Annotated in this window: 19 protein-coding genes; 11 read left to right on the forward strand and 8 right to left on the reverse strand. The window is 71.1% G+C overall.

Translation table 11 applies throughout. From position 1 onward, the window contains the following. Positions 1-24 precede the first annotated feature (24 nt). Positions 25-1,254: a bifunctional adenosylcobinamide kinase/adenosylcobinamide-phosphate guanylyltransferase gene (locus OHT74_RS27410; protein WP_328621697.1), complete on the reverse strand. Its 1,230-nt coding sequence runs from the start codon at positions 1,252-1,254 to the stop codon at positions 25-27. A 114-nt stretch (positions 1,255-1,368) separates the two neighbouring features. On the opposite strand from OHT74_RS27410, the gene OHT74_RS27415 reads away from it, so the two are divergent. Beyond that, positions 1,369-1,581 carry a hypothetical protein gene (locus OHT74_RS27415; RefSeq protein WP_266667727.1) on the forward strand — a complete coding sequence of 71 codons (213 nt, stop codon included), beginning with the start codon at positions 1,369-1,371 and terminating at the stop codon, positions 1,579-1,581. Positions 1,582-1,655: 74 nt separating this feature from the next. Here OHT74_RS27415 and OHT74_RS27420 read toward each other — a convergent pair whose 3' ends face one another. Together OHT74_RS27420 and OHT74_RS27425 are read right to left on the reverse strand one after the other, a co-directional pair. Continuing rightward, positions 1,656-2,399: a class I SAM-dependent methyltransferase gene (locus tag OHT74_RS27420; protein WP_266667729.1), complete on the reverse strand. Its 744-nt coding sequence runs from the start codon at positions 2,397-2,399 to the stop codon at positions 1,656-1,658. Positions 2,400-2,464: 65 nt separating this feature from the next. Further along, positions 2,465-3,073: a DUF3043 domain-containing protein gene (locus OHT74_RS27425; RefSeq protein WP_266667731.1), complete on the reverse strand. Its 609-nt coding sequence runs from the start codon at positions 3,071-3,073 to the stop codon at positions 2,465-2,467. A gap of 322 nt (positions 3,074-3,395) precedes the next feature. On the opposite strand from OHT74_RS27425, the gene OHT74_RS27430 reads away from it, so the two are divergent. Continuing rightward, positions 3,396-4,190 (forward strand): PspA/IM30 family protein, encoded by a 795-nt coding sequence (locus OHT74_RS27430; RefSeq protein WP_078987145.1) that lies wholly within the window; start codon positions 3,396-3,398, stop codon positions 4,188-4,190. Between the two features lie 13 nt (positions 4,191-4,203). Then, positions 4,204-4,482 carry a PspA-associated protein PspAA gene (pspAA, locus tag OHT74_RS27435; RefSeq protein WP_266667733.1) on the forward strand — a complete coding sequence of 93 codons (279 nt, stop codon included), beginning with the start codon at positions 4,204-4,206 and terminating at the stop codon, positions 4,480-4,482. Between the two features lie 72 nt (positions 4,483-4,554). Here the strand turns inward: pspAA and OHT74_RS27440 are convergent, their stop codons facing one another. Further along, complete coding sequence (locus tag OHT74_RS27440) at positions 4,555-5,325, reverse strand: hypothetical protein (protein ID WP_266667735.1); 771 nt, start codon at positions 5,323-5,325, stop codon at positions 4,555-4,557. An 87-nt stretch (positions 5,326-5,412) separates the two neighbouring features. Between OHT74_RS27440 and OHT74_RS27445 the strand changes: the two genes are divergently transcribed. From OHT74_RS27445 to OHT74_RS27455, 3 genes are all read left to right on the forward strand, one after another. After that, positions 5,413-6,246, forward strand: coding sequence for an adenosylcobinamide-GDP ribazoletransferase (locus tag OHT74_RS27445; RefSeq protein WP_328621698.1), 834 nt, complete (start codon positions 5,413-5,415; stop codon positions 6,244-6,246). 39 nt (positions 6,247-6,285) lie between these two features. After that, positions 6,286-6,987 carry a response regulator transcription factor gene (locus OHT74_RS27450; RefSeq protein ID WP_328621699.1) on the forward strand — a complete coding sequence of 234 codons (702 nt, stop codon included), beginning with the start codon at positions 6,286-6,288 and terminating at the stop codon, positions 6,985-6,987. A gap of 199 nt (positions 6,988-7,186) precedes the next feature. After that, positions 7,187-10,327, forward strand: a complete 3,141-nt coding sequence (locus OHT74_RS27455) for an efflux RND transporter permease subunit (RefSeq protein WP_328621700.1) — start codon at positions 7,187-7,189, stop codon at positions 10,325-10,327. A gap of 81 nt (positions 10,328-10,408) precedes the next feature. Here the strand turns inward: OHT74_RS27455 and nadA are convergent, their stop codons facing one another. Continuing rightward, a complete protein-coding gene (gene nadA / locus OHT74_RS27460; RefSeq protein ID WP_266667743.1) occupies positions 10,409-11,596 on the reverse strand; it encodes a quinolinate synthase NadA in 1,188 nt (395 codons plus the stop codon). Between the two features lie 306 nt (positions 11,597-11,902). On the opposite strand from nadA, the gene erpA reads away from it, so the two are divergent. Further along, positions 11,903-12,259: an iron-sulfur cluster insertion protein ErpA gene (gene erpA, locus OHT74_RS27465; RefSeq protein ID WP_008738845.1), complete on the forward strand. Its 357-nt coding sequence runs from the start codon at positions 11,903-11,905 to the stop codon at positions 12,257-12,259. 88 nt (positions 12,260-12,347) lie between these two features. Here erpA and OHT74_RS27470 read toward each other — a convergent pair whose 3' ends face one another. Then, positions 12,348-13,796: a hypothetical protein gene (locus OHT74_RS27470; RefSeq protein ID WP_328621701.1), complete on the reverse strand. Its 1,449-nt coding sequence runs from the start codon at positions 13,794-13,796 to the stop codon at positions 12,348-12,350. A gap of 114 nt (positions 13,797-13,910) precedes the next feature. Continuing rightward, a complete protein-coding gene (locus OHT74_RS27475; protein ID WP_266667747.1) occupies positions 13,911-14,144 on the reverse strand; it encodes a hypothetical protein in 234 nt (77 codons plus the stop codon). A gap of 132 nt (positions 14,145-14,276) precedes the next feature. Between OHT74_RS27475 and OHT74_RS27480 the strand changes: the two genes are divergently transcribed. Beyond that, positions 14,277-15,254 (forward strand): carbohydrate kinase family protein, encoded by a 978-nt coding sequence (locus tag OHT74_RS27480; RefSeq protein WP_328621702.1) that lies wholly within the window; start codon positions 14,277-14,279, stop codon positions 15,252-15,254. A 64-nt stretch (positions 15,255-15,318) separates the two neighbouring features. Here OHT74_RS27480 and OHT74_RS27485 read toward each other — a convergent pair whose 3' ends face one another. Beyond that, entirely contained in the window at positions 15,319-16,698 is a 1,380-nt protein-coding gene (locus OHT74_RS27485; protein WP_328621703.1) for a cysteine desulfurase/sulfurtransferase TusA family protein, read from the reverse strand. A 283-nt stretch (positions 16,699-16,981) separates the two neighbouring features. Between OHT74_RS27485 and ctaC the strand changes: the two genes are divergently transcribed. From ctaC to OHT74_RS27500, 3 genes are read left to right on the forward strand one after another with little or no spacing between them, the layout of a single operon-like run. Further along, entirely contained in the window at positions 16,982-17,956 is a 975-nt protein-coding gene (gene ctaC, locus OHT74_RS27490; protein ID WP_266667753.1) for an aa3-type cytochrome oxidase subunit II, read from the forward strand. Then, positions 17,953-19,683 carry an aa3-type cytochrome oxidase subunit I gene (gene ctaD / locus OHT74_RS27495; protein WP_266667755.1) on the forward strand — a complete coding sequence of 577 codons (1,731 nt, stop codon included), beginning with the start codon at positions 17,953-17,955 and terminating at the stop codon, positions 19,681-19,683. The genes ctaC and ctaD overlap by 4 nt, the downstream gene beginning before the upstream one ends. Then, complete coding sequence (locus OHT74_RS27500; protein WP_266629969.1) at positions 19,680-20,078, forward strand: cytochrome c oxidase subunit 4; 399 nt, start codon at positions 19,680-19,682, stop codon at positions 20,076-20,078. The genes ctaD and OHT74_RS27500 overlap by 4 nt, the downstream gene beginning before the upstream one ends. Positions 20,079-20,186 lie beyond the last annotated feature (108 nt).

The following is a 20,186-nucleotide window of genomic DNA, read 5'->3' on the forward strand; positions in this document are numbered from 1 at the left end:
CTGCTCGCCGGGCGGGGTGCGGAGTCAGTCCTTCAGGACCACCGCCTGCCCCGCGACCACCATCAGGACGTGCTCGCACTCGGCGGCCACCAGGCTGTTCAGGCGCCCCAGTTCGTCGCGGAAACGCCGGCCGGACGCGGTCGCGGGAACGATGCCCGAGCCCACCTCGTTGCTGACGGCCACCACCGTGCGGCGGGTCGCCCGCACGGCCGCCACCAGCTCCGCCACCCGCTCCCGGAGCTCCTTCTGACCCTGCGCCGCCCAGACGGCGTCGTCCCAGGCCCCCGCCCGGTCCATCGCGTCGGTCAGCCACAGTGCCAGACAGTCGATCAGCAGCGGCGGCCCTCCCTCCACCAGCAGCGGCGCCAGCTCGCACGTCTCCACCGTGCGCCAGCTCCCCGGCCGCCGCTCCCGGTGCAGGCCGATCCGCGCCGCCCATTCCGCGTCGCCGTCCCGGGAGCCGCCGGTGGCCACGTAGACCACCTCCGGGAAGCTCCCCAGCCGCCGCTCCGCCTCGAAGGACTTCCCCGAGCGGGCGCCGCCGAGCACCAGCGTCCGGCGCGGCAGGTCCGCCGCCGCGTGGTACTCGCCGACCGTCACCGTCGTCCCGTCCGGCACCGCCCGCGCCCCGGCCGCCGCGCACCGGCGCGCCAGTTCCCGGCCCGGCGGGGTGTCGTGGTCCAGGTGGACGGCGATCACGTCGGTGGTCGGCCCGGCGGCGCCGCTCGCCCGCAGCCGCGCCAGCGCTTCCGGCCGGCCCAGCACGTCCGCGAGGACCAAGTCGTACGGCCGCTGCCCGACGGCGCCTCCCCCAGACTCCGTCCGGGGGGACCCCCAGCCGGCCGGCGCCCCGCCGGGCGGCAGGTACAGCAGCCGGCTCCCGTCCGGCCCGGTCACCTCGTACCCGGTGCCCGGCGCGTCCATCGGCACCGCCCGCACCCGGTGCCCGCTGATCACCGCGAGCTCCCGCCCGTCCGGTACCCGCCCGGCGGCCGGCAGCCCCGGCGGCAGTTCGACCGGCGGCCCGTCGTGCGGATGGGTGAGCAGGACCTGCCGTACGCCGGCGAGCGAATGCCCCGCGCGGGCGCCGGCCAGCACCGCCCCGGGGGTCAGGTCGAGCAGCAGCGCCCCGTCGACGAGGAGGGAGGTCGCGGCGCGCGACCGGGGGCCGACGGAGACCGCGCAGGCCGCGCAGGGACAGCCGGGGCGGGGCAGTCCTTCGGGTGTGCCGGTGCCGAGCAGAGTGAGTTCCACGAGAAGATCCTCCCGCGTCGCCGGGACTGCTGCGCGCCCGGCTACTCTGCGGGCAGACTCAAGACGAAGAGCGTGCGGGAACGTGCGAGCAGCGGACGAGCAACGGAGGCGGACATGGCGTGGACGTGGCGTTTCGAGAAGGCCGACGGCACCGAGACGAGCCCGGCGGTCGTGCCGGAGGAGTTCACCACGCAGGGCGACGCGGAGTCGTGGATCGGCGAGGTCTGGAAGGAGCTGCTGGAAGGCGGCACCGAGCAGGTGAAGCTGTCCGACGACAACGGCACCGAGCTGTACACGATGAGCCTGCGTGAGGCTCTGAACGCCTGAGCGGCGGCTGCCGATGCAGGAAGCCCGGACCCGTCGGGGTCCGGGCTTCTCCGGCAAGTCGTGCCGGGGGCGGGTCAGCCCCGTACGCCGCACAGGTGCAGCAGCGCCGCGACCCCGCGGTACGGGTCGGTCCGCCCGGCACGGTCCTCGGCGGCCAGCAGCCGCTCCAGCTCCTCGTCCGGGGGAAGTTTCTCGCCGGCCTCGGTCCCGTCGGTGAAGACGCGTACGCCGTACCAGGCCTGCAGCGGTGCGCCGATCCCGGACAGCGTGGCCGTGAGCCCGGCCAGCCGGTCGGCCCGTACGTCCAGGCCCAGCCGGTTCGTGTAGTCGATGGTGTCGAAGGCGGCCAGGGCGGCCGGCCAGTCGGCGTCCAGTCCGGGCCGCATCGCGAGGGCGTCGCCGTTGCGCACCAGCAGGGACAGCAGTCCGCCGGGCGCCAGCATCCGGGCCAGCCCGGCGAGCATCGCGTCCGGCTCGGGCACGTACATCAGAACGCCGTGGCACAGCACCACGTCGAAGCTGCCCGGCAGGAAGTGCGCGCCGGTCTCGCGGCCGTCGCCCTCCATGAGCCGGACCCGGTCCTGGATCCCGGCGGGCTCGGCCGCCAGCGCCTCCTGGGCGACGGCGAGCATCGCGGGGTCCTGCTCCAGTCCGGTGACCTTGTGCCCGGCGCGGGCGAGACGCAGCGCCTGGGTGCCCTGGCCCATGCCGACGTCCAGGACGCGCAGCCGCTGCCCGACCGGGAAGCGGTGCGCGATCTGTTCGTCGACCTGCCGGCCCACGAGTTCCTGGCGGACGGCGTTGCGCAGTCCGCCCAAGCCCTCGAGCCACAGCCTGGCGCCCCCCGCGAAGCCGTCTCCCGACGCTCCGGGCTTGCCTCCGCTCAGGGCCGTTCCCCGCGCTTGACCTGCGGCTTCGGCAGGCGCAGCCGGCGCATCTGGAGGGTGCGCATCAGGCCGTACGCGATGGCGCCGCGGCGCGGCTCGTCGGGGAAGCGCTCGGCGAGGGCCTTGCGCATGCGGAAGCCCATGGCGACGGAGTCGACGATGATCAGGGCGATCACGGCCAGCCACAGCAGCAGGGCGATGTTCTGGATGGACGGCACCCGCACCATGCTCAGCACCAGGATGATCACTGCCAGCGGCAGGAACATTTCGGCGACGGAGAAGCGGGAGTCCACGAAGTCGCGGACGAACTTGCGCACGGGGCCCTTGTCGCGGGCCGGCAGATAGCGCTGGTCGCCGTTGGCGAGGGCCTCGCGCTGCTTCGCCATCTCTTCGCGACGGCGCTCGCGAGCGCGCTTTGCATCCTCCTTGCGATTGCCGGTCGATGCCACGACGGCCTTGCGCTGCGACTGGGCCACAGCACGCTTCGGGGTCGGGCGGCCCTTCGGGGCCTGCGGGTCACGGGGCTGCGAGAGGTCGGCGGTCACCTTGTCGGTGGCTGCGGCCTTCTCTTCCTTGGAGGAACGGCTACCAAACACAAAACCCAAGCCTACGTGGTTGCGGGCGGGTACCCCACTCCGCCGGGGAACGATCCGGCAACGGCGGGCGTCTTCCCTGTGCAGGGTTCGTACAGCGGGTCGGGCCTTCCCGGACTCTCCGGCGCGCGTCGGGGGAGCACCTACTCCCTACGCCTGACAAGGGCGGGGGCGGAGTCGTCCTGGAGGAGGAGCGCATCCGTACACGAACAGTGCGGTAATGGAGACAGGGCCCGTACTGTGGGTTCTGATGGTGGTCGGCCCGGCAGGCCGGGGTGATCGCCATGGCTGGTGACCTGGAGCGAAGTCCGTCAGAAGGGGGCGCGCGAAGCCCATGAGCGGTGTCATGAAGCGTATGGGGATGATCTTCCGCGCGAAGGCGAACAAGGCCCTGGACCGGGCCGAGGACCCGCGCGAGACCCTCGACTACTCGTACCAGAAGCAGCTGGAGCTGCTTCAGAAGGTGCGCCGCGGCGTCGCCGACGTGGCGACCTCCCGCAAGCGCCTGGAGCTGCAGCTGAACCAGCTCCAGGGCCAGTCCGCCAAGCTCGAGGACCAGGGCCGCAAGGCCCTCGCCCTGGGCCGCGAGGACTTGGCCCGCGAGGCGCTGTCCCGGCGTGCCTCGCTGCAGCAGCAGGTCAGCGACCTGGAGGTGCAGCACCAGACCTTGCAGGGCGAGGAGGAGAAGCTGACCCTCGCCGCGCAGCGCCTGCAGGCCAAGGTGGACGCCTTCCGTACGAAGAAGGAGACCATCAAGGCCACGTACACGGCTGCGCAGGCGCAGACCCGGATCGCGGAGTCCTTCTCCGGCATCTCCGAGGAGATGAGCGACGTCGGCCTGGCCATCCAGCGGGCCGAGGACAAGACCGCCCAGCTGCAGGCCCGCGCCGGCGCGATCGACGAGCTGCTGGCCTCCGGCGCCCTCGACGACCAGAGCGGCCTCGGCTCCAAGGACGACATCCAGGCCGAACTTGACCGCCTCTCCGGCGGTACGGACGTGGAGCTGGAGCTCCAGCGGATGAAGGCCGAGCTGGCGGGCGGCCCGTCGGCGCAGCAGCAGGCCATCGAGGGCGGTGCCCCGGGCAGCGCCCAGCAGCCGCAGACCCAGCACCGGTTCGACAAGCAGTAGGACGGGGCCCGTCATGATTGTCCGCATCATGGGGGAAGGCCAGGTGCGGGTGGCCGACAGCCACTTCACCGAGCTCAACACGCTGGACGACGACCTGCTCGGGGAGATGGAGAGCGGCGACGAGGAGGGCTTCCGGCGCACGCTGGGCGCGCTGCTCGAGGCCGTACGGCGGCTCGGCGAGCCGCTGCCGGACGATGCGCTGGAGCCGTCCGAGCTGATCCTGCCCGCGCAGGACGCCTCGCTCGACGAGGTCAGGGAGATGCTCAGCGACGACGGCCTGATCCCGGGCTGAGCCGCCCGGCAGCAGGACACGGATGTGATGGCGCCCGGCCGTCCCCCTGCGCGGGGGCGGGCCGGGCGCCGCCTAGTGTTTCGTCGGTTTCGTGACCGCCGCCCGCTCCGGATCCGGGGTCCCGCCGATGAAGTTCTCGAACTTGCGGCGCGGGGCCGCCCAGCGCCGGTCGTGGTGGAACGCGCGCAGCTTGGCCTTGGCGCGGGCCCGCGGGCGTTTCGCGTAGAACCTCTTCGCGTACGGGGAGCCGGGCCGGGCCAGCCGGATCGCCCCGATCAGCGCCACGAACGGGACGACCGTGCCGAAGAACGCGGTCCGCGCCTTGCCCTTCCACAGGGCGATCAGCGCCAGGAAGAAGTTGGTGGCGGTGTTCATGATGATGAGCCCGCGGCTCTGCCGTTCATCGGCGGTCAGGTCGTTGACGCCGAACGGCAGGAACCCGCCCAGCACCAGCGCCACCAGCGCGGCCGTCAGGACCACGATCTCGACGCTCTTGCGGCCCTGCTCGCTCCAGTAGACGTCGTCGAGGTGCAGGATCAGCGCGAACTCGTCCAGCACCAGGCCGGCGCCCAGCCCGAAGATGACGGCGGAGAGCAGCGCGCCGAAGCCGTACCGGCCGCTGCCGACCGCCCCGAACCCGCCGATGATCACGAGGACGACGCCCGGCACCACGTGGTGGATGTGCACGCCGCCCGGGGTGATGTTCTTGAACGGTCCCCGCCCGGCCCGGATCAGCCGGGTGATCACGCGGGTGACGAGGAACGACATGACGAACGAAAGCAGGGCGAGGAGCAGCGGGAGCTTCCCCGGTTCGACGATGTTCCGGTACCACCAGTGACCCATATCGCCGGCTCCCTGTTGTGGGCAGCTCCCCAATTTTCCCGTATGCGGCAATTTACCGCCCTCGGCGAACGGGTAGCGTTCGCGCCGATGAAAGATTCGTTCGACGACCCACCCCCCGCGTCGCCCCTGACGCCGCCCGCGGAGCGCGCCTCGCTGCGCGACGGCCTGCGCTTCGCCTTCGGCACGCTCACCGTGCTGCCCGCCCGCATCACCCGCTGGGACCGGCCCGCGGCCCGCACCGGCATGGCCTGCGCGCCGCTCGCCGGGCTCGTCGTGGGCCTGCTCGCGGCCGTGCCGGGGGCGCTGCTGCTGATCCTGGGCGGCGGCCCGCTGCTCGCGGCGGCCGTCACCGTCGCCGTACCGGCCGCCCTGACCCGGGGGCTGCACCTCGACGGCCTCGCCGACACCGCCGACGGGCTGGGCAGCGCCAAGCCGGCCGAGGCGGCGCTGCGCATCATGAAGCAGTCCGACATCGGCCCCTTCGGGGTGGTGGCGCTGCTGCTCGTGCTGCTCGTCCAGGTCGGGGCGCTGGCCGACCTCTACGCCGAGAGCTGGGTCCACGGGGCCCTGGCGACGGTCATCGCGGCCGTCACCGCCCGGCTGGCCATGACGCTGGCCGCCCGTGACGGCGTACCACCGGCCCGCCACGAAGGGCTGGGGGCGGCGGTCGCCGGGGTGCTCCCCAAGGGCTCGGCCGCCGCCATCGCCGCACTGGTGGCCGTCCTGGCCGGGGCCGCCGCGCTGCCGGTGGGCCCGGGGGCCGCCGTGCAGAGCGCGGGCGCGGTCCTGATCGCCCTGGCGGCGGCGGAACACCTGCTCCGCCGCTGCGTACGCCGCTTCGACGGGGTCACCGGCGACGTCTTCGGCGCCCTCGCCGAGATGGCGGCGACCACGGCCCTCGTCATCCTGGCCCTGGGCTGACCCCCCAGCTCCCGGAGGGGAACACGTAGGGTTCGGGGCGTGGAAGAGACGCCGACGACCATCAGGGTGCTGCTCGCCGACGACCAGGCCCTGCTCCGCAGCGCCTTCAAGGTGCTGGTCGACTCCGAGCCCGACATGGAGGTCGTCGGCGAGGCCTCCGACGGCGCCCAGGCCTGCGAGCTGGCCCGGCAGACCCGGCCCGACGTGGTGCTCATGGACATCCGGATGCCCGGCACCGACGGCCTCGCAGCCACCCGCATGATCAGCGCGGACCCCGAACTCGCCGCCGTCCGCGTGGTCATGCTGACGACCTTCGAGGTCGACGAGTACGTCGTCCAGTCCCTGCGGGCCGGCGCCTCCGGGTTCCTCGGCAAGGGCGCCGAGCCCGAGGAGCTGCTCAACGCCATCCGCGTCGCCGCCGCCGGGGAGGCCCTGCTGTCCCCGGCCGCCACCAAAGGGCTCATCGCCACCTTCCTCGCCCAGGGCGGCGGCGCCGACCCCGGCGGCCCCGCCGCCGTGCACGCCGAACGGCTCGCCGCGCTGACCGTCCGGGAGCGCGAGGTCCTCGTCCACGTCGCCGCGGGCCTGTCCAACGACGGGATCGCAGGCCGGCTCGAGGTCAGCCCGCTCACCGTCAAGACCCATGTGAACCGGGCCATGGCCAAGCTCGGTGCCCGCGACCGGGCCCAATTGGTGGTCATCGCCTACGAATCGGGACTGGTCCGGCCCCGGGCCGAGTAGCGGCGCGGCCGCCCGAGGGCCGACGCGTACGGCCGGCGCGCAGCGCTGTGGAGTACGGCCGCGTACTGCGGACGCGGTATGCGGCACATAAAGACGCGGCACCTGGGGGCGACGCAGTACCGCCCCGGCGTGCGGAAGGCTGAAGGCCCGCGGCCTTCAGGCCCAGCCCCGCGCACGCCACAGCAGAGAGATCCCACCCATGTCCTGGCTGTCCCGCTTCAGCCTGGCCCAAAGAGCGCTGATCGGCCTCGTGTCGATCACCGCGCTGCTCTTCGGCGCCATAGCCATCCCGCAGCTCAAGCAGCAGCTGCTGCCGTCCATCGAACTGCCGATGGTGTCCGTGCTCGCGCCGTACCAGGGCGCCTCGCCCGACGTGGTGGAGAAGCAGGTCATCGAGCCGATCGAGGCCACGCTCAAGGGCGTCGACGGCATCACCGGCATCACCTCCACCGCCAGCGAGGGCAACGCCCTCATCATGGCCAAGTTCGACTACGGCGACAGCGGCACCAAGCAGCTCGTCGCCGACGTCCAACAGGCCGTGAACCGGGCCCGCGTACGGCTGCCCGCCGAGGTGGACCCGCAGGTCGTGGCCGGCTCCACCGACGACATCCCGACCGTCGTCCTCGCCGTCACCTCGGACAAGGACCAGCAGGCACTCGCCGACCAGCTGAACCGTTCCGTCGTCCCCGTCCTCGAGGACATCGAGGGCGTCGGCCAGGTCAGCGTCGACGGGGTCCAGGACCTCCGGGTCGCCGTCACCCCCGACAACGCCAAGCTCGCGGCGGCGGGCCTCGACGGCGCCGCCCTCGCGCAGGGCCTCCAGGCGGGCGGCGCGACGGTCCCCGCCGGCTCCTTCGACGAGGCGGGCAAGAACCGGACCGTCCGCGTCGGTGGCGGCTACACCTCCCTCGCCCAGCTCGAGGACCTGCGCCTGAGCGCCGGCCCCGGCAAGCCGGCCGTGCGCCTGGCCGACGTCGCCACCGTCAAGCAGGAGCCCGCCAAGGCCGTCTCCATCACCCGCACCAACGGCAAGCCCAGCCTCGCCCTCGTCGTCACCATGGACAAGGACGGCAGCGCCGTCGCGATCTCCGACGCCGTCCAGGACAAGCTGCCCGAGCTGCGCACCGCGCTCGGCGCCGGCGCCGAGCTGACCGTCGTCAGCGACCAGGGCCCGCCCGTCGCCAAGTCCATCTCCAGCCTCACCACCGAGGGCCTGCTCGGCCTGCTCTTCGCGGTGATCGTGATCCTGGTCCTCCTGGCCTCGCTGCGCTCGACGCTGGTCACCGCGGTCTCCATCCCGCTGTCCGTGGTCCTCGCGCTGATCGTGCTGTGGACCCGCGACCTGTCGCTGAACATGCTGACCCTGGGCGCGCTCACCATCGCCATCGGCCGCGTCGTCGACGACTCGATCGTGGTCCTGGAGAACATCAAGCGCCACCTCGGCTACGGCGAGGAACGCGAGGCCGCCATCATCGCCGCGGTCAAGGAGGTCGCCGGCGCGGTCACCTCCTCCACGCTGACCACCGTCGCCGTCTTCCTGCCGATCGCGTTCGTCGGCGGCATGGTCGGCGAGTTCTTCGGCCCGTTCTCCCTCACCGTCGCCGCGGCCCTGCTGGCCTCGCTGATCGTGTCCCTGACGGTCGTGCCGGTGCTCTCGTACTGGTTCCTGCGCGCGCCGAAGGGCGTGACGGCGGGGGACCCCGAGAGCGCAGCGAAGGCGCGGCGCGAAGCCGAGGAGAAGGAGGCGAAGAGCCGCCTCCAGCGCTTCTACGTACGGGCCCTGGGCCTGGTCACACGCCGCCGGATCGCCACCCTGGCCGTCGCGGTCGTCGTCCTCATCGCCACCTTCGGGATGGCCCCGCTGCTGAAGACCAACTTCTTCGACCAGGGTGAGCAGAGCGTCCTGACGGTCAAGCAGCAGCTGCCCCCGGGCACCTCGCTGGCCGCCTCCGACGCGGCGAGCCGGCGGGTCGAGAAGGCCCTGACCGAGGTCAAGGGCGTCAAGGACTACCAGGTCACCGTCGGCTCCTCCGGCTTCCTGGCCGCCTTCGGCGGCGGTACGGGCTCCAACCAGGCCTCGTACCAGGTCACCCTCGAGGACTCCGGCGACTCCGAGGGCGTCAAGAAGCGCATCGAGGACGCCCTCGGCAAACTCGACGGCATCGGCGACACCAGCATCTCGGCGGGCGGCGGCTTCGGCAGCCAGAACCTGAGCGTGGTCGTCAAGGCGGGCGACGCGGCCGTCCTCGCCCAGGCCGCCGAGCAGGTCCGGGCCGAGGTGGCCACGCTCGACGACGTCACCGACGTACAGAGCGACCTGTCCCAGTCCGTGCCCCGGATCTCGGTGACCGCCACCCCGAAGGCCGCCGAGGCGGGCCTGAACCAGGCCGCGCTCGGCGCGATCGTGGCCCAGGCCGTACGCGGCAACCCGGTGGGCAAGGCCGTACTGGACAACACCGAGCGGGACATCGTCATCAAGTCCGCGCAGCCGGCCACCACCCTGGCCGAACTGCAGGCGCTCCCCGTCGGCCCGGTCAAGCTCGGCGACGTCGCCGAGGTCAAGGAGGTCCCCGGCCCGGTCTCGATGACCCGGATCGACGGCGCCCGCGCCGCCACCGTCACCGCGAAGCCGGTGGGCGACAACACCGGCGCGATCGGCGCCGCGCTCCAGACGAAGATCAGCGCACTGGACCTGCCCGAGGGGGCCACGGCCACCATCGGCGGCGTCTCCGAGGACCAGGGCGAGGCCTTCGCCTCCCTGGGCCTGGCCATGCTCGCGGCCATCGCGATCGTGTTCATGCTGCTCGTGGCCACGTTCCGCTCGCTGATCCAGCCGCTGATCCTGCTGGTGTCGATCCCGTTCGCGGCGACCGGCGCGCTCGGCCTGCTGCTGGTGACCGGCACCCCGCTGGGCGTCCCGGCGATGATCGGCATGCTGATGCTCATCGGCATCGTCGTGACCAACGCGATCGTCCTGATCGACCTGGTCAACCAGTACCGTGCCCAGGGCCTCGGCGTCGTCGAAGCCGTCATCGAGGGCGGCCGGCACCGCCTGCGCCCGATCCTCATGACGGCCCTCGCGACGATCTTCGCGCTGCTCCCGATGGCGCTCGGCGTCACCGGCGAGGGCGGGTTCATCTCGCAGCCGCTCGCGGTGGTGGTGATCGGCGGCCTCGTCAGCTCGACCCTGCTGACGCTGCTCCTGGTGCCGACGCTGTACACGATGATCGAGCTCCGCAAGGAGCGCCGCCGCGCGAAGCGCGAGGCCAGGCGCACGGCCCGTCTGACGGTGGTCCCGACGCCGGAGTCCGCGGACGAGGAGTCCCCGGCCACGGTCTGACGCACGGTCCGACGGACGCCCGAAGGCCGCCTCCTCCTCGATCGAGGGAGAGGCGGCCTTCGGGCGTGCGGGAGGGGACCGCTACGGCAGCGCGAGCATGCGCTCCAGGGCGAGCTTCGCGAAGCTCTCCGTCTCCTTGTCGACCTGGATCTGGTTCACCAGGGTGCCCTCGGCCAGGGACTCCAGGGTCCACACCAGGTGGGGGAGGTCGATGCGGTTCATCGTCGAGCAGAAGCAGACCGTCTTGTCGAGGAAGACGACCTCCTTGTCCTGCGCGGCAAATCGATTCGCCAGGCGGCGGACGAGGTTCAGCTCGGTGCCGATGGCCCACTTGGAGCCGGCCGGGGCCGCCTCCAGCGCCTTGATGATGTACTCCGTCGAGCCGACGTAGTCCGCGGCCGCCACGACCTCGTGCTTGCACTCGGGGTGGACGAGGACGTTCACGCCGGGGATGCGGGCGCGCACGTCGTTGACCGAGTCGACCGAGAAGCGGCCGTGCACCGAGCAGTGGCCGCGCCACAGGATCATCTTGGCGTTGCGCAGCTGCTCGGCGGTCAGGCCGCCGTTCGGCTTGTGCGGGTTGTAGAGCACGCAGTCGTCCAGGGACATGCCCATGTCGCGGACGGCGGTGTTGCGGCCCAGGTGCTGGTCCGGGAGGAAGAGGATCTTCTCGCCCTGTTCGAAGGCCCAGTCGAGGGCCTTCTTCGCATTGGACGACGTGCAGATCGTGCCGCCGTGCTTGCCGGTGAACGCCTTGATGTCGGCGGAGGAGTTCATGTACGAGACGGGGACCGTCACGTCGGCTATGCCCGCCTCGGTGAGCACGTCCCAGCACTCGGCGACCTGCTCGGCGGTGGCCATGTCGGCCATCGAGCAGCCGGCCGCGAGGTCGGGCAGGACGACCTTCTGGTCGTCCGAGGTCAGGATGTCCGCGGACTCGGCCATGAAGTGCACGCCGCAGAAGACGATGTACTCGGCCTCCGGCTTGGCGGCCGCGTCCTTGGCCAGCTTGAAGGAGTCGCCGGTGACGTCCGCGAACTCGATCACCTCGTCACGCTGGTAGTGGTGGCCGAGGATGAAGACCTTGTCCCCGAGCTTCTCCTTGGCCGCGCGGGCGCGCGCGACCAGGTCCGGGTCCGACGGCGAGGGCAGGTCGCCGGGGCACTCCACCCCGCGCTCGCTCTTGGGGTCGGCCTCACGGCCGAGCAGCAGCAGGGCAAGGGGCGTCGGCTGGACGTCCAAAGGCTGGGCGGTGGTCACGACACGCACCCTTTCTGTTCTGCGACAAGGGGAACTTCTGAAGCAGGGCTTCGACTTCTCGTCTATTTGACGCTATCTATCATAGCTGCTTCATGTCACTTTGACGATGCCGATAGTGTCGATGTGACGAATTCCCCTGAGACGAAGCACTCGGTCCGTCGGGCCCAGCTGCCCACGACGGTGTGCGAGCATGAATATCTAAGACATACGTCGGGTCCGGAATGAATCCGCGGCCCCGCTCGTTGCCATCGACGGCAAGAGTCCGACGTTTCCCTGCTTCCGGCGGGGAGCCGCCCACCCCGGGAGTGAATGCAGATGTCCGTACAGGACGACAAGACCACTGTGAGCGACGGCATCCTCCTGTCCGACGCCGCCGCCGAGAAGGTCAGGACCCTGCTGGAGCAGGAAGGCCGCGAGGACCTGGCGCTTCGCGTCGCCGTCCAGCCCGGCGGCTGCTCCGGCCTGCGCTACCAGCTCTTCTTCGACGAGCGCTCCCTCGACGGTGACGTCGTCAAGGACTTCGACGGCGTGAAGGTCGTCACGGACCGGATGAGCTCCCCGTACCTGCACGGTGCCTCGATCGACTTCGTCGACACCATCGAGAAGCAGGGCTTCACCATCGACAACCCCAACGCCACCGGCTCCTGCGCCTGCGGCGACTCGTTCAGCTAAGCCCGCCGTCCGGCTGAGCCCGGAGCGAGCCTGTACGACGAAAGGCCCCCGGCACCTCTCGGTGCCGGGGGCCTTTCGTCGTACGGGGCTACTGCCGGGGGAGCGGCTTGCCCGAGGTCACGTCGACCACCTTGCGCTCGCCGAGCGGCTGCTGGAGGGTCGTCGACACCGTCATGTCCTGGGCGAGCATGATGCAGGCCCGGCCCGGCTCGTTCGGGGTGTCCGTGATCTTCACCATGACCGACCCGGCCTCCTCCCGCGCCTCCAGGGCATAGGTGCTGCACACCCCGCCCCAGAAGTTCACGGTCAGCTTCTTGTCGGCCTCCTTGTAGGAGAACCCGGGCACGGTCTTGCCGCCCTTGGGGGCCGAAGGCGCAGTCGAGCCGTTCTCACCGGCCGGCTGGACCACCGTGCGCCCGGGCCCGCCGTTGCTGCCCGCCACCTCGAACAGCCAGGCCGGCACGAGCCCGCGCGCGCCGTCCACGGTCCCCGGGGCCAGCCCGAGCACGGCCCCCTTCACGGTCTCCGTCCGCGGCGGCTTCATCGGGCGCGGCTCCGGGTTGCAGGGCGGCGTGTCCGAGGGCCCGACCGGGGTGTCCGGGGTCAGCGGAACCGAGGTCGCGCAGCCGCTCGGCCCCGGGTCCGTACCGCCCGTCCCGGCCGAGGACCGGTTCAGCCGGGCCAGCGCCTCGACGGCCCCGACCACCGGCTGCTCGGCGGCGCGCACGGGCGCCTTCAGCTCGCCGCTGCCCGCCACCACCTGGGAGTCCGCGCCCACGCTGACCTTCGTGGACCAGCCCTGCGTGGGCAGCCCGTCGATCACCGGGTCGGCGTTGACCACGCGGACGGCGCCCTGGACGAGCCGGGCGTCCAGCTTGGCCCCACCCTGGCCGGCGGCCGCGAGCACCGGGGCGGCGGCGGCCTTGGCTGCCTCCTCGCTCACCGGTGCACCGCCCTTGCCGCCCGCGCCGTCGGCCTCCTGGGCGCCCTGGGGGAGCGTGGCCGGGCCGCAGGTGTCCTTGCCGCGCTTGCAGTCGTCACCGGCGCCGCCCGTCCCCTGGAAGCGGGAGAAGTTCCAGATGCCGGGCGCCTTGCGGTTCACCGTGAGCCGGGGTCCGGCGCCGTCCGCGCTCTCCCCGGCCTGCCAGACGTCGCCGGTCAGCCGCGGGGTGCCCGGGATGCCGAGGGCCGTCGCGAGCCGGGCCACCTCCTCCGAGGTGACCTCGCCGGTCACGGCGAAGGCCGGCGCGGTCGCCGGAGCCTCGGGAAGGGCGATGTCCGCCCGGTACGTCACCCCGCTGCCGTGCGGATCCGGCTCTCCGGGGGCGATGCCCGGCCCCGGGGGGCTCGGTGCGACGCGGGGCGCCGAGGCCGCGCTGTCACCCGTACGGCCGCCCGGCGTACCGTCGCCGTAGGCCGTCGACGCCCAGTACGCCGTACCGCCGCCGGTGAGCAGGACGGCGGCCGCGATCGAGCCGATGGCCCAGGCCGGCCGCCGCCGTGTGCCGCGTGATGTGTCGGGTTGTTCGCTGGTCACCGCTTGCTCCTTCGCCCGTACCGCAGTGGCTGATGCGGCTGTGACGGAACAGACGGCGAACCGGTTCCGCAGCTCCGGGAGGAGCTTCCGGAAGGAGCTTCCGGAGGACCGGCCCTACTCGCCGTACTCGGCCGTGGAGGCGATCAGGCGGGCCGAGGCCGGCGGGACGCTGATCCCGTGGATCTGGGAGGGCGCCACCCGGTCCGGCCGGGGGTCCGCCGGGACCGTCCAGTGCGGGGCCATCCTGGCGCAGTCACCCAGCAGCCGGGCGAAGCCGGGCTGCGTGTCGGCCGTCTTCTCGGCTTTTCCGCCGTTCGCGGCGTACCCGAAACCATCGGAATAGGTCATGGGGCACGGTAGGCACGGCGCAGCGGGCGAAGAAAGACCTACTACGGGGTAGTTTCGTGCGGTCGGCCGCGGGGCGGCGACCGGGTAGTTTTGAATGTCCCCCTCGCCGTCCCTCGCAGGAGCGTCCACGCCGTGCGTATCGCCATCACCGGCTCCATCGCCACCGACCACCTCATGACCTTCCCCGGCCGCTTCGCCGACCAGCTCGTCGCGGACCAGCTGCACACGGTCTCCCTCTCCTTCCTCGTCGACAACCTCGACGTACGGCGGGGCGGTGTCGGCCCGAACATCTGCTTCGGCATGGGCCAGCTCGGCATCCGCCCGGTCCTGGTCGGCGCGGCCGGGTACGACTTCGACGAGTACCGCGCGTGGCTGGACCGGCACGGCGTCGACACCGACTCCGTGCGGATCTCCGAGGTCCTGCACACCGCGCGTTTCGTGTGCACCACGGACGCCGACCACAACCAGATCGGCTCCTTCTACACGGGCGCGATGAGCGAGGCCCGCCTGATCGAGCTGAAGGCGGTCGCGGACCGGGTGGGCGGGCTCGACCTGGTCCTCATCGGCGCCGACGACCCCGAGGCGATGCTGCGCCACACGGAGGAGTGCCGGACGCGGGGGATCCCGTTCGCGGCGGACTTCTCGCAGCAGATCGCCCGGATGGACGGCGACAACATCCGCACCCTCATGGAGGGCGCGACGTACCTGTTCTCGAACGAGTACGAGAAGGGCCTCATCGAGTCGAAGTCCGGCTGGTCGGACGAGGAGATCCTCGCCAAGGTCGGCACCCGGGTGACGACGCTGGGCTCGCGGGGCGTGCGGATCGAGCGGGTCGGCGAGGAGCCGATCGTGGTCGGCTGCCCCGAGGAGACGGCGAAGGTCGACCCGACGGGCGTCGGCGACGCGTTCCGCGCCGGGTTCCTGACCGGTCTGGGCTGGGGTGTGGGGCTGGAGCGGGCCGCGCAGGTCGGCTGCATGCTGGCCACGCTCGTGATCGAGACGCTGGGCACCCAGGAGTACACGCTGGCGCGTGCGCACTTCATGGAGCGCTTCACGAAGGCCTACGGCGAGCCCGCCGCTTCGGAGGTCCGCGCCCACCTGGCGGTGTAGCCGCTGGGGCCGGGATGGGCTGGCGGGGCTGAAATCAGCCCCGCCGGCGTCCCACCCGCCGGCGTCACACCTCCCGGCGGACCGTGTACGCCACCCCCACCGGGCGGGGGGCTTCGCCCACGTACGTGTGGCCGCGCATCGTGCACCAGGCCGGGATGTCCAGGCGGGCCACCTCGTCGTCCGACAGGACGGTCACGGTCCCGCCGACCGGGACCGTGCCGATGACCCGGGCCAGCTCGATCACCGGCTGCGGGCAGCGCAGGCCCAGCGCGTCGATCTCCCGCGCGTCCGACACCGGCGCCACGGCCACCGGTTCACCCACGCCGAGCGTGGCGCGGACCCCCGCCACCACCCCGGGCAGGACCTCCAGGAAGCCGTTCACCTCCTGCGCCGTCGTCCCCGACGGCAGGGAGACCCGTACGTTCCCCTCCGACAGCACGCCCATCGCCTGAAGCACATGACTCGGGGTCAGCGTGGAGCTGGTGCAGGAGGAGCCCGACGAGACGGAGTAGCCCGCCCGGTCCAACTCGTGCAGCAGCGTCTCGCCGTCGACGTACAGGCAGGAGAACGTGACCAGGTGCGGCAGCCGCCGCTCCGGGTCACCGACCACCTCCACGTCCGGCACCAGCCGCGCCACGCGCCGCCGGATGCGGTCCACCAGGATCCGCAGCCGGGCCGCCTCCGCGTCGGCCTCGGCCCGCACCGCCCGCAGCGAGGCCGCCGCCGCCACGATCGCCGGGAGGTTGGTGAAGCCGGGGGATCGGCCCGACTCCCGTTCGTCCGCGGGGAATTGGGGCGAGAAGCGGACGCCCTTGCGGACCGCCAGCAGCCCGACTCCCGCCGGGCCGCCCCATTTGTGCGCGCTCGCGGTGAGCACCGACCAGCCGTCCTCGACCGGGCCCCAGCCCAGCGACTGCGCCGCGTCCACCAACAGCGGCACCCCCGCCGCCGCGCAGACCTCGGCCACTTCCGCCACCGGCTGGACCGTGCCCACCTCGTGGTTGGCCGACTGGAGGCAGGCCAGGGCCGTCGTCGCGTCCAGTACGGAGGCGTACCCGGCCGGGGACACCGCCCCCGCGCGGTCCACCGGGACCTGCGTCACCGTCCCGCCGGCGGCCTCGTGCGCCTCCGCCGCATGGAGGACAGAACTGTGTTCTACCGCTGATACGACCAGATGACCGCCGACGCGCCGGCGCCCGGCGAGGGCTCCCGCGACCCCGGTGTGAACCGCGTGCGTCCCCGAAGGAGTGAACACGAGCTCGTCGGGGCGACAGCCCACGGCCTCCGCCGCCGCCTCGCGCGCCGCGTCCAGCAGGAGCCTCGCGCGCCGGCCCTCCCGGTAGAGCCGGGCGGGGTCGGCCCACCCCTCGTCCAGGGCGGCCTGCAACGCCTGCCGGGCCACGGGGTGCAGGGGAGCGGCGGACGCGGTGTCGAAGTAGGGCATCCGGCCACGCTAACCGGCGGCCGGGACCGTTCGAGGTCAGGGGCCGTCAGATGCCCCCCGGAGGCCGCCATTCAGGGGGTGTTGGGCCGTCCCCCGTACGGCGGATCCATCCCTTCGGGGGCAGTAGCGGCGCGTTGGGCACCCTCCCCGCGCGACCCCAAATAGCGTCCAGTAGGGTTTGGTCCGCATAAACATCCAAACCCCTGCCTGCGTCAGGGCCGGCGACCGACCCGAATACGGCCGCGGCCGGCCGCGCGGGCCGAGACTCTCGGGAAGGCGCTACGTGAGTCCCTACGGCTCCGACCGCTCGCCGCGGCGCCCGATGCGGCGGAAGCTGCTGCAGGCGCTGACTGCGGGCGCGGTCCTGGCGACCGCCACTGGTTGCTCGTACAACTGGCAAGACTTCCCCCGGCTCGGAATGCCCTATCCGGTCACGGAGGAGGCGCCTCGCATCCTGTCCCTGTGGCAGGGGTCGTGGGCAGCTGCTCTCATCACGGGCATCCTGGTCTGGGGCCTGATCATCTGGAGCGTCATCTTCCACCGGCGCAGCCGGACGAAGGTGGAGGTCCCCCCGCAGACCCGGTACAACATGCCCATCGAGGCGCTGTACACCGTGGTACCGCTGATCATCGTTTCGGTGCTCTTCTACTTCACCGCACGTGACGAGTCGAAGCTGCTCGCGCTCACCCCGAAGCCGGCGCACACGATCAACGTGGTCGGCTTCCAGTGGAGCTGGGGCTTCAACTACGTCGAGAACGTCGACGGCGATGCGGTGACCCCGAAGGCGGGCGAGGTTCCCAAGGAGCTCGCCAACATCCCGGACCGCTTCACCAAGGAATTCCCCGCGGGCGCCGAAGGCGTCTACGAGAAGGGCGTTCCCGGCGACCGCAACCTGGAGACCGGCAACCCCGGCCCCACGCTGTGGCTGCCCAAGGGTGAGAAGGTCCGCTTCATCCTGTCGTCGAACGACGTCATCCACTCCTTCTGGGTGGTCCCCTTCCTGTTCAAGCAGGACGTCATCCCGGGCCACACCAACGTCTTTGAGGTCATCCCCTCCCAGGAGGGCACCTTCATGGGCAAGTGTGCCGAGCTCTGCGGCGTCGACCACTCCCGGATGCTCTTCAACGTCAAGGTCGTCTCGCCCGAGGCCTACCGGGCGCACCTCAAGGAACTGGCCGAGAAGGGGCAGACCGGCTTCCTCCCGGCCGGCATCAAGCAGACTGACCCGGCCCGGAATGCGGAGACGAACAAACTGTGAGCATCCTCAACGAATCTCAGGGTGCCGCCGCCGACTCGTATGAAAACGAGCTGCCGGTGCGGCGCAAGCAGCCGGGCAATGTCGTCGTGAAGTGGATGACCACTACCGACCACAAGACCATCGGCACGATGTACCTGGTCACGTCGTTCGTGTTCTTCATCATCGGCGGTCTGCTGGCGCTCGCCATGCGTGCCGAGCTGGCCCGTCCGGGCACGCAGATCATGTCGAACGAGCAGTTCAACCAGGCGTTCACCATGCATGGCACGATCATGCTGCTGATGTTCGCCACCCCGCTCTTCGCGGGCTTCGCGAACTGGATCATGCCGCTGCAGATCGGCGCGCCCGACGTGGCGTTCCCGCGGCTGAACATGTTCGCGTACTGGCTGTACCTCTTCGGCTCGACCATCGCGGTGGCCGGCTTCGTCACGCCGAACGGCGCCGCCGACTTCGGCTGGTTCGCCTACTCCCCGCTGTCCGACGCGGTCCGCTCGCCGGGCATCGGCGCCGACATGTGGATCATGGGTCTGGCCTTCTCGGGCTTCGGCACGATCCTCGGCTCGGTCAACTTCATCACCACGATCATCTGCATGCGCGCCCCCGGCATGACGATGTTCCGCATGCCGATCTTCACCTGGAACGTGCTGCTGACCGGTGTCCTGGTCCTGCTCGCCTTCCCGGTGCTGGCCGCCGCGCTGTTCGCGCTGGAGGCCGACCGCAAGTTCGGTGCGCATGTATTCGACGCCTCGAACGGCGGAGCATTGCTCTGGCAACACCTCTTCTGGTTCTTCGGGCACCCAGAGGTGTACATCATCGCGCTACCGTTCTTCGGAATCGTCTCCGAGATCATCCCGGTCTTCTCCCGCAAGCCGATGTTCGGTTACATCGGTCTGATCGGTGCGACGATCGCGATCGCCGGCCTCTCCGTGACCGTGTGGGCCCACCACATGTACGTCACCGGCGGTGTGCTGCTGCCGTTCTTCTCCTTCATGACCTTCCTGATCGCGGTACCGACCGGTGTGAAGTTCTTCAACTGGATCGGCACCATGTGGAAGGGCTCGCTGTCCTTCGAGACTCCGATGCTCTGGACGATCGGCTTCCTGGTCACCTTCACCTTCGGTGGTCTGACCGGCGTCATCCTGGCCTCGCCCCCGATGGACTTCCACGTCTCCGACTCGTACTTCGTCGTCGCGCACTTCCACTACGTCGTCTTCGGCACCGTGGTGTTCGCGATGTTCGCCGGCTTCCACTTCTGGTGGCCGAAGTTCACGGGCAAGATGCTGGACGAGCGCCTCGGCAAGATCACCTTCTGGACGCTGTTCATCGGCTTCCACGGCACGTTCCTGGTGCAGCACTGGCTGGGCGCCGAGGGCATGCCGCGTCGTTACGCGGACTACCTCGCGGCCGACGGCTTCACCGCCCTGAACACGATCTCGACGATCAGCTCGTTCCTGCTGGGCATGTCGATGCTGCCGTTCATGTACAACGTCTGGAAGACGGCGAAGTACGGCAAGAAGATCGAGGTCGACGACCCGTGGGGCTACGGCCGTTCGCTCGAGTGGGCGACGTCCTGCCCGCCGCCGCGGCACAACTTCCTCACCCTGCCGCGGATCCGTTCCGAATCCCCGGCGTTCGACCTGCACCACCCTGAGATCGCGGCCCTCGACCACCTCGAGGACCACAGCGTCGCCGCCAAGGCCGTCACCGGCGGCAAGGAGGCCGACAAGTGAAGATCCAGGGCAAGATGTTCCTCTGGCTCTCCTTCTTCATCCTGATCATGGCCGTCGTGTACGGCGTGTGGTCGAAGGAGCCCGTCGGAACCACCGCGCTCTTCCTGGCCTTCGGCCTGAGCGTCATGATCGGCTACTACCTGGCCTTCACGGCCAAGCGCGTCGACGAGATGGCCCAGGACAACCTGGAGGCCGACGTCGCCGACGAGGCGGGCGAGCTGGGGTTCTTCGCCCCGCACAGCTGGCAGCCGCTCTCGCTGGGCATCGGCGGTGCGCTCGCGTTCATGGGCGTCATCTTCGGCTGGTGGCTCATGTACTTCTCGGCCCCGATCATCGTGATCGGCCTGTGGGGCTGGGTGTACGAGTACTACCGCGGTGAGAACCAGAACCAGTAGCACCGCAAGCAGAACGAAGACCAGGGGCCCGGACATCTCCAACGGAGGAGTCCGGGCCCCTCGTTTGCAGTCACCCCGCGCGCAGTAATGGTCATACCTTCATAGCGT

Origin of the sequence: Streptomyces sp. NBC_00354 (assembly GCF_036106915.1) — a bacterium.
Classification (GTDB): domain Bacteria; phylum Actinomycetota; class Actinomycetes; order Streptomycetales; family Streptomycetaceae; genus Streptomyces.

Coding starts and splice junctions, on each gene's coding strand:
- OHT74_RS27415 (WP_266667727.1), top strand. CDS start 1,369: ATGGCGTGGACGTGGCGTTTCGAGAAGGCCGACGGCACCGAGACGAGC.
- OHT74_RS27430 (WP_078987145.1), top strand. CDS start 3,396: ATGAGCGGTGTCATGAAGCGTATGGGGATGATCTTCCGCGCGAAGGCG.
- pspAA (WP_266667733.1), top strand. CDS start 4,204: ATGATTGTCCGCATCATGGGGGAAGGCCAGGTGCGGGTGGCCGACAGC.
- OHT74_RS27440 (WP_266667735.1), bottom strand. CDS start 5,325: ATGGGTCACTGGTGGTACCGGAACATCGTCGAACCGGGGAAGCTCCCG.
- OHT74_RS27445 (WP_328621698.1), top strand. CDS start 5,413: ATGAAAGATTCGTTCGACGACCCACCCCCCGCGTCGCCCCTGACGCCG.
- OHT74_RS27455 (WP_328621700.1), top strand. CDS start 7,187: ATGTCCTGGCTGTCCCGCTTCAGCCTGGCCCAAAGAGCGCTGATCGGC.
- erpA (WP_008738845.1), top strand. CDS start 11,903: ATGTCCGTACAGGACGACAAGACCACTGTGAGCGACGGCATCCTCCTG.
- OHT74_RS27475 (WP_266667747.1), bottom strand. CDS start 14,144: ATGACCTATTCCGATGGTTTCGGGTACGCCGCGAACGGCGGAAAAGCC.
- OHT74_RS27485 (WP_328621703.1), bottom strand. CDS start 16,698: ATGCCCTACTTCGACACCGCGTCCGCCGCTCCCCTGCACCCCGTGGCC.